The following is a 2,575-nucleotide window of genomic DNA, read 5'->3' on the forward strand; positions in this document are numbered from 1 at the left end:
ACACGGTGCCGAGATTACGCGCATTCCGGGGCGCAGACAGCGCATTTCGAACGCGAATGCGTCGCACACTGCACGGTTTTCGTCGCGCCGCGGCCACCGGACGCGAAGAACAGGTGGCACTGCGTCAACCGGCCGGCCCGGCGATCAGGTTTCGGAGGTCGTCCTCGCCCCTCGGATCCGCGAGGTCGATCTTCACCTCGACCACGGGCCCCGGCGCTCGCCCGTCCCGCGACCACCCCAGGTCCTCGAGCACCTGCAACATCGTACTGTTCTCGGCCAGGACGAATGCCGACAGATGTCGGATGCCGCGACGCCACGCGATTCCCACCAATCGCTGCAGCAAGGTGGTGCCGACCCCGTGATGCTGGAACGGATGACCGACAGCGACGGCACATTCCGCCGTAGGAGCCTTGTGATCGGGCTCGAGAACGGTGTAGTTCGCGACTCCGACGAGCGTTCCGTCGTCGAAGGCCCCGAGACTCACGTGCTTGTCGTCCTGATTGCACAGCATGTCCACGAGATCGTCGAGGTGGCGCGGGACGAGCGTGAAGAATCGCAGATAGGTCTCCCGTTCGGTGAGATGTTCGTGCAATGCGCGGACTCGCTCCTCGTCCTGCGGACCGAGCGGGCGGAGCACCAGATCTGCGCAGACGGTGTGTGGTGGAGTAGTCCCCATCGAGTGCATCCCCTCCCACCAGAGAGCCGAGACTCTGCACCGCCTCGATCGCCGCCGACACCGACCGCATCACGGCCTCCCGTGTGCTCCGATTTCCGTCGACGTCCACGATAGGCCCGAAACGCGAGAGGCGTGGGGTCCCTCGTCACTGTCCACGCGGTCGACGGCGAGGCCGCTGCTCGACCGGCCGTGCAGGCCTATTCTGCAGAAGTGACCGCCGGCGCTGTCGCGGAACAGATCCTTCTGGTCGTCGGACGCGGCGGACACCGGTTCCCTGTGCTCCACCACCGAGCCCCTGTGCGATGCGGCAGGAATGAGACCTCATGAGTCACTTCACGACCGACACCGCCGAGCACGACCCGCCCGTCGATCCCCTCGAATCCCTCGACCGCCTGCTACGGGACCTGCGTTCGTCCCGTACCGGCCTGTCCACCCGCGAAGCGCAGCGGCGCCTGGGCGTGTCGGGCTACAACGAACTGGTCCGTCGCCGCAGCGAAGGCTGGTTGCGCGCCCTGAGCCGGCAACTCGTGCACCCGCTCGCGCTGTTGCTCTGGGTCGCGGCTCTCCTTGCGGCGCTGTCGTCCTCCGTTCCTCTCGCCGTTGCGATCGTCGTCGTCATCGCCCTCAACGCCGCGTTCGCGTTCGTGCAGGAACGCCACGCCGACCAGGCGGTCGAAGCTCTCGCCGCGTACCTGCCCCAACGTGCCCGAGTCTTGCGTGACGACACCGACGGGGAAATCGACGCCCGGGAGCTGGTGCCGGGTGACGTCATCGTGGTCTCCGAGGGGGATCGGGTCTCCGCCGATGCACGACTGCTCGACGGCGTGGCGGAAATCGACGCCTCGGCTCTCACCGGAGAATCGATGCCGGTGCGGGTGACCGCCGACAGCGCCGACAGCCACGTGCCTCTGATCCACGCGCGGGACGTCGTGTTCAGCGGCACCACCTGTGTCACCGGCGAAGCGACAGCCGTGGTCTTCGCCACCGGCATGCACACCGAGCTCGGACGGATCGCGGCGTTGTCCCAAGGCGGCGGACATCAGGAAAGTCCCCTCGAAAAGCAGGTCAAACGGGTTGCGCGGCTGATCGCCGTCGTCGCCGTCGGGATGGGCGCCGCATTCATACCACTCGGCACATTGCTGGCCGGACTGTCCCTGGCAGACTCCGTGACCTTCGCGATCGGATTGATCGTTGCCAACGTTCCCGAGGGGCTGCTTCCCACCATCACTCTCGCTCTCGCCGTCGGGGTACGCCTGCTCGCCCGACAGGGTGCCCTGGTCAAGCGGATCTCGGCCGTCGAGACACTCGGGTCGACGAGCGTCATCTGCACCGACAAGACCGGCACGCTGACCGTGAACCGGATGACCGTCACGACGGCGTGGACGAGCGACGGAGTCGTCGACTTCGAAGCCCTCCCGGAGCCGCCCGCCGCACGTTCGGTCTCGCACCGGCTGATGACCGCGGCGGTATGGTGCAACAACTCCGAACCGGCAGAAACTCCGGACACGATCCGACCCGACGGTGAACATGCCGCGAAGACCGGCATCGGCGACCCGACCGAACTCGCTCTCCTCCAGGCCGCCGCGCAGGTCGGCATCGACCCCCATCGCAGCAAGGACGACAGGCTGGCGCAGTTCCACTTCGATCCCGCTCTGCGACGAATGTCGTCGGTGGACCGCGTCGGCACATCCGTCGTCGTGCACACCAAAGGCGCACCCGAGGAAGTCCTCGCACGCTGTACGCACATCGCCGAGGAGACCTCGACCAGACCGTTGACGGACGAGGATCGTGCCACGGTCGACGCGGTCATCGCCGACTGGGCGCGGCAAGGCCGGCGTCTGCTCGCGATCGCCGAACGCACCCTCGCGTCGTCCGAGATCCCCGCGAACCTCACCCGCG

At 67.2% G+C, this 2,575-nt stretch carries 2 protein-coding genes; one reads left to right on the plus strand and one right to left on the minus strand.

Going from position 1 to position 2,575, the window contains the following annotated elements; genetic code table 11:
• Positions 1–124: 124 nt before the first annotated feature.
• A complete protein-coding gene (locus tag R1101_RS0120870; protein WP_037224381.1) occupies positions 125–676 on the minus strand; it encodes a GNAT family N-acetyltransferase in 552 nt (183 codons plus the stop codon).
• Positions 677–999: 323 nt separating this feature from the next.
• Here R1101_RS0120870 and R1101_RS27915 point away from each other — a divergent pair.
• Positions 1,000–2,575 (plus strand): cation-translocating P-type ATPase (locus tag R1101_RS27915; protein ID WP_016935216.1); only part of this gene is annotated, 1,576 nt, incomplete at its 3' end.

It is taken from the genome of Rhodococcus sp. R1101 (genome assembly GCF_000278445.1).
Lineage (GTDB): Bacteria > Actinomycetota > Actinomycetes > Mycobacteriales > Mycobacteriaceae > Rhodococcus > Rhodococcus gordoniae.

Bases quoted from the DNA above. Each gene is read 5' to 3' on its own strand.
- R1101_RS0120870 (WP_037224381.1), bottom strand. From the start codon at position 676: ATGGGGACTACTCCACCACACACCGTCTGCGCAGATCTGGTGCTCCGC.